This window comes from Synechococcus sp. R50.1, assembly GCF_047462115.1.
Classification (GTDB): domain Bacteria; phylum Cyanobacteriota; class Cyanobacteriia; order Thermostichales; family Thermostichaceae; genus Thermostichus.
Window position 1 is genome coordinate 1 of sequence record NZ_JANSIN010000080.1, and the last position, 4362, is coordinate 4362.

Genomic DNA, 4362 nt, shown 5'->3' on the forward strand with positions numbered 1-4362 from the left:
ATGTTCTCGTTTTGACAAATTGGCCAGGAACTTCTTGAGTTTTCTCTATCTCGTCAGTGCTCTCTTTTGGCTCAAATAAAAGATCAACACAACCTAGTGGACGAGTGCCATCGCAAGGTAGCAGCGTTCCTGACCGATCACTACCGCTTGATATTTCTGCCCACCTTCGAGTCGGCCCAGATGGTTGCCAAGGCGGGAAGAAAGTTTGGTAGCAAGACGGCTAGGGCGATGCTGACCTGGGCGCACTATCGGTTCAAGCAGTTCCTGAAGTTCCAAGCCAGGAAGAAGAACGTGGTGGTGGATGTGTCAGAGGCGTACACCAGCAAGACCTGTACGAGGTGTGGGCATATCCACACCCAGTTAGGGGGTGCGAAGGTGTTTGTCTGTCCCGAATGCAACCACAAGCTACCACGGGATTGGCAAGGCGCTCTGGGGGTATTCCTCAGGGCTTTGCGGGATACCGCCATTCTGTTCAGTACTGAGCAGGATGCTATCGCTGCTTCTCTGGGCAGCAATGTGTGGCTACGCCACGCAAGCGAACAGGAAAGTTCAGCGTAAATGTATCAGTCCTGCTGCACTATAATGTTCTCGCTTCAAGGTCTCCGCTTTGAGGTTTGCCATTGGACTTGAGCCTTGAGCCACTTGGTTCTTCATTTTTCCCGATCTTTGCCCCCAACTCTATGACCCAACGTGCCCTAATTACCGGCATCACCGGACAGGATGGCTCTTACCTGGCCGAGCTGTTGTTGCAGAAAAACTACGAAGTTCACGGCATCATCCGCCGCGCCAGCACCTTCAACACCGACCGCATCGACCACATCTACGTGGATGCCCATGACCCCCAGGCTAGGCTATTCCTTCACTACGGGGATCTCACGGATGGCACCACCCTGCGCAGGATCCTGGAACAGGTGCAGCCGACGGAAGTGTACAACCTGGGGGCCCAATCCCACGTGCGGGTGAGCTTTGATGCGCCGGAATACACTGTTGATGCAGTGGCCATGGGTACCCTGCGTCTCCTAGAGGCCATCCGCGACTATCAGCAGCGCACCGGGATCCGGGTGAAGTTTTACCAGGCAGGCTCCTCGGAGATGTTCGGCCTGGTGCAGGAGATCCCGCAAAAGGAGACCACCCCCTTCTACCCGCGCAGCCCCTATGCCTGTGCCAAGGTGTACGGCTACTGGCAGACGGTCAACTACCGCGAAGCCTACAACCTCTTCGCCTGCAACGGTATCTTGTTTAACCACGAAAGCCCACGGCGAGGGGAAACCTTTGTAACCCGCAAGATCACCCGCGCCGTCAGCCGCATCGTTGCCGGCAAGCAAAGCAAGCTGTACCTGGGCAACCTGGATGCCAAGCGGGACTGGGGCTACGCCAAAGACTACGTCGAGGGGATGTGGATGATGCTCCAACAACCCCAGCCGGATGACTATGTGCTGGCTACTGGGGAAACCCACACCGTGCGTGAGTTTGTGGAACGGGCCTTCGCGCTGGTGGGCCTGCCGATTACCTGGAAAGGCTCCGGCCAAGCCGAACAGGGGCTGTACAAAGACCAAGTGTTGATCGAGATCGACCCCCGCTACTACCGCCCAACCGAGGTGGATCTGCTGTTGGGGGATGCTTCAAAAGCCAAGCGAGTCCTGGGGTGGGAACCCAAAGTAAGCTTCCCGCAATTGGTGGAGCTGATGGTGCTGGCCGACTTGGAAGCCATCGGCCTGGATCCGGATCCCATCTTGGGGGAACGGCGCACCCTCAACGGCCTGCTCAGCGAAGATCGCGCCTTCATCCGCACCCAAATGGGGGTTCACTACGACTGACAAGACAGTTAGAACGGTGGAGACGGGATCCCAAAAGACAGCCTTGCCCCCTTGCCCAAAGTAGGGATCAAACGCTTAATATAGTAGATCGCCGATTCTTTTGGTGGTTTGTACTCTTGCTCCCTAGCTGACCATCTCTTGCAGAGTTTGTTTGCTGATTTTGGAGAAATGCCCGCATGTCCCGCTACACAGGTCCCCGCCTAAAAATCATTCGTCGCTTCGGGGGACTTGATCTGCCCGGTTTGACGCGCAAGCGCCCCAAAAATACCAATCCACCCGGTATGCACGGGGCCGAGCGCAAGAAAAAATCCGAATATGCCATTCGCCTGGAAGAAAAGCAGAAGGTGCGCTTCAACTACGGGCTGAGCGAGCGGCAGATGATCCGCTACATGCGCAAGGCACGGCGCTCCAAGGGATCCACCGGTTTGGCCTTGCTGCAAATGCTGGAAATGCGGTTGGATTGCATCGTATTTCGTCTTGGCATGGCTCCAACCATTCCGGCAGCTCGGCAGCTCGTGAGCCACGGCCACATAGAGGTTAACGGCCAAAAGGTAACCATTCCCAGCTATGGCTGCAAAGTGGGGGATGTGATTACGGTAAAAAACAAGGAATCTTCCCGCAAGCTGGTGGCCGCCTACGCGGAGTATCCGGGATTGTTCTTGCCAGACTACCTGGAGTTTGACAAAGAAAAGCTGCGCGGACGCATCAAGGAATTGCCCCCCCGCGAGCAAATTTGCGCCCCGGTCAACGAGCTTTTGGTGGTCGAGTTCTATTCCCGCAAGCTCTAGGGATCCCCTTTTGTGGCCATTACAAATTGCAGGGGGGGCGGTTTGACGTTCTCCCCACACCCGAAGGCAGGGGATTTTTCACGGTTTGCTTTTTCATAGTCTTCACAGAGTTCCCCCTCTTTCTTGCTCGCGTTGGCAATGCGCAGCGCTGGGGTCATAGTCATTTCGATTCAAACCAGGACACTGCACCCACAACTAAAATGTCGGTCGCGTCAGCGTTGCGGAGCAATAATGCAGAGGGCCAGAAGGTTTCTCTCAATAGCCTGGCTGTCTCAGCCTAACCTGAAGCAACTATACTTCCAGCTTGGAATAGAACTGTTTCGTCGCGGTATCCATAGCACCCCTCTCCTTTTGGAAGAAGGGCTGGGAGTGAGGGAGAAAGGCTCAGGTCAAAGGCTGCCAATGGCCCGTTTCAGTTGCACCAAGGCGCGATTGTAGGCGATTACAGCATTGGAAAGGTTGCCACGGGCAGTGGTGAGAGCAGCTTCAGCATTGATCACCTCGGTTTGGGTGCCCACCCCTGCTTGCAAACGCAGCCGGGCCAAGCGCAGGCTCTCTTCTGCCGAGGCAATTGCCACTTTGGCCGAGTCGATCTGTTCACGGCTGGAGCTGAGGGTCAGAAAGGCTTCTTCCACCCCCCGCTGGATTTCGTTGCGGGTGCCGACGAAATCGCTCACGGCCACCTGCCCGTCGATCTGAGCTTGGCGGGCTTGGGCAGCCGCTTCTCCCCCATCGAACCAAGTCAAGCTGAAATTGGCTCCCACCGAATAGCCAACATCAAAGCTATCGCGGCTGGCGTTGAAATCGTTAACGGCATCGAGGCTGGCGAATAAGCCAATTCGGGGGCCATTGCGGGCCTGTGCTAGGCGCACACGGCTTTGGGCCTGCTCCAATTCTCGGCGTCGGCGCTCCAATTCCTGTCGTTGGGCAAAGGCAGCAATGATGGTCTCTTCCAGGCTGAGATCCCACTCTCCCATCGGCTCGATGCGGTCGCTGGCCAACACGTCGGTGGGGCTGGGAAAATTCAGCAGTTCGGCCAGGCGGCGGCGATTCAGTTGCTGGGTGTTCTGGGCCACCAGCAAGGTTTGTCGATTGTTGGCCAATTCCGTCTCTGCCTGGAGAATCTCAAAGCGGGTACCCAGCCCGGCCCGTTCTCGAGCTTGAGCATCCCGCAGAGTAGCTTCAGAGCTTTCAACGGCAGCTTGGCTGATGGCGACCCTGGCGTCCGCGCTTTGCAGATCGTAGTAGGCGTTGGCCACAGCTTGTTTGACCGTCTGCAGCGTTTGCTCCAGTTGCAGTTGGGCGATGCGCAGAGCTTCCTGGGCCAGCTTCAGGTTTTGCTCCCTGAGGCCACTGTCAAAAGCGGTATACTCCACCCGCACCACACTGGCCGAGAGGGTGTGGGATTCGCGCCTTGGCCCACCACCCGGAGAGGGAGCCTCACTGTACTGGTAGTTGGCACGGCTGGAGAGGGTGGGAGCAAAGGCAGCTTGAGCCAGGGCTACCCCGGCCTCGGCCCGCTCGACGGCCAGTCTGGCCTGCTGCACAGCCGGGTTCTGGGCAACGGCGATCTCCAGAGCTTCTTCCAAAGACAGGCCCTCCCTGCGCTCAATGCGCACCTGCAAGGGGGATTGGGGCACCACCAATTCTTCAGCCTTGGAAGCCCCCTGCAAAGCCAGGTCAGCCGCAGGGGTAGGGTCAGCAGGGTTGGAGGGAATCGATAGGGTGGGGGGGGTGGGGGGGTGAGGATTTCGCGG

General features: G+C 57.4%; 3 protein-coding genes and 1 pseudogene. 3 read left to right on the forward strand and 1 reads right to left on the reverse strand.

Annotation, left to right across the window (positions count from 1 at the left end):
* Positions 1-90 precede the first annotated feature (90 nt).
* From NW870_RS12775 to rpsD, 3 genes and pseudogenes are all read left to right on the forward strand, one after another.
* Positions 91-558: pseudogene (locus tag NW870_RS12775) on the forward strand (zinc ribbon domain-containing protein); the annotation flags it as partial.
* Between the two features lie 122 nt (positions 559-680).
* Positions 681-1817: a GDP-mannose 4,6-dehydratase gene (gene gmd, locus NW870_RS12780; protein WP_414357356.1), complete on the forward strand. Its 1137-nt coding sequence runs from the start codon at positions 681-683 to the stop codon at positions 1815-1817.
* A gap of 176 nt (positions 1818-1993) precedes the next feature.
* Positions 1994-2605 (forward strand): 30S ribosomal protein S4, encoded by a 612-nt coding sequence (rpsD, locus tag NW870_RS12785; RefSeq protein ID WP_011432724.1) that lies wholly within the window; start codon positions 1994-1996, stop codon positions 2603-2605.
* A 389-nt stretch (positions 2606-2994) separates the two neighbouring features.
* On the opposite strand, the gene NW870_RS12790 is transcribed toward rpsD, so the two are convergent.
* Positions 2995-4362 (reverse strand): TolC family protein (locus NW870_RS12790; protein WP_414375622.1); only part of this gene is annotated, 1368 nt, incomplete at its 5' end.

Coding starts and splice junctions, on each gene's coding strand:
- gmd (WP_414357356.1), top strand. CDS start 681: ATGACCCAACGTGCCCTAATTACCGGCATCACCGGACAGGATGGCTCT.
- rpsD (WP_011432724.1), top strand. CDS start 1,994: ATGTCCCGCTACACAGGTCCCCGCCTAAAAATCATTCGTCGCTTCGGG.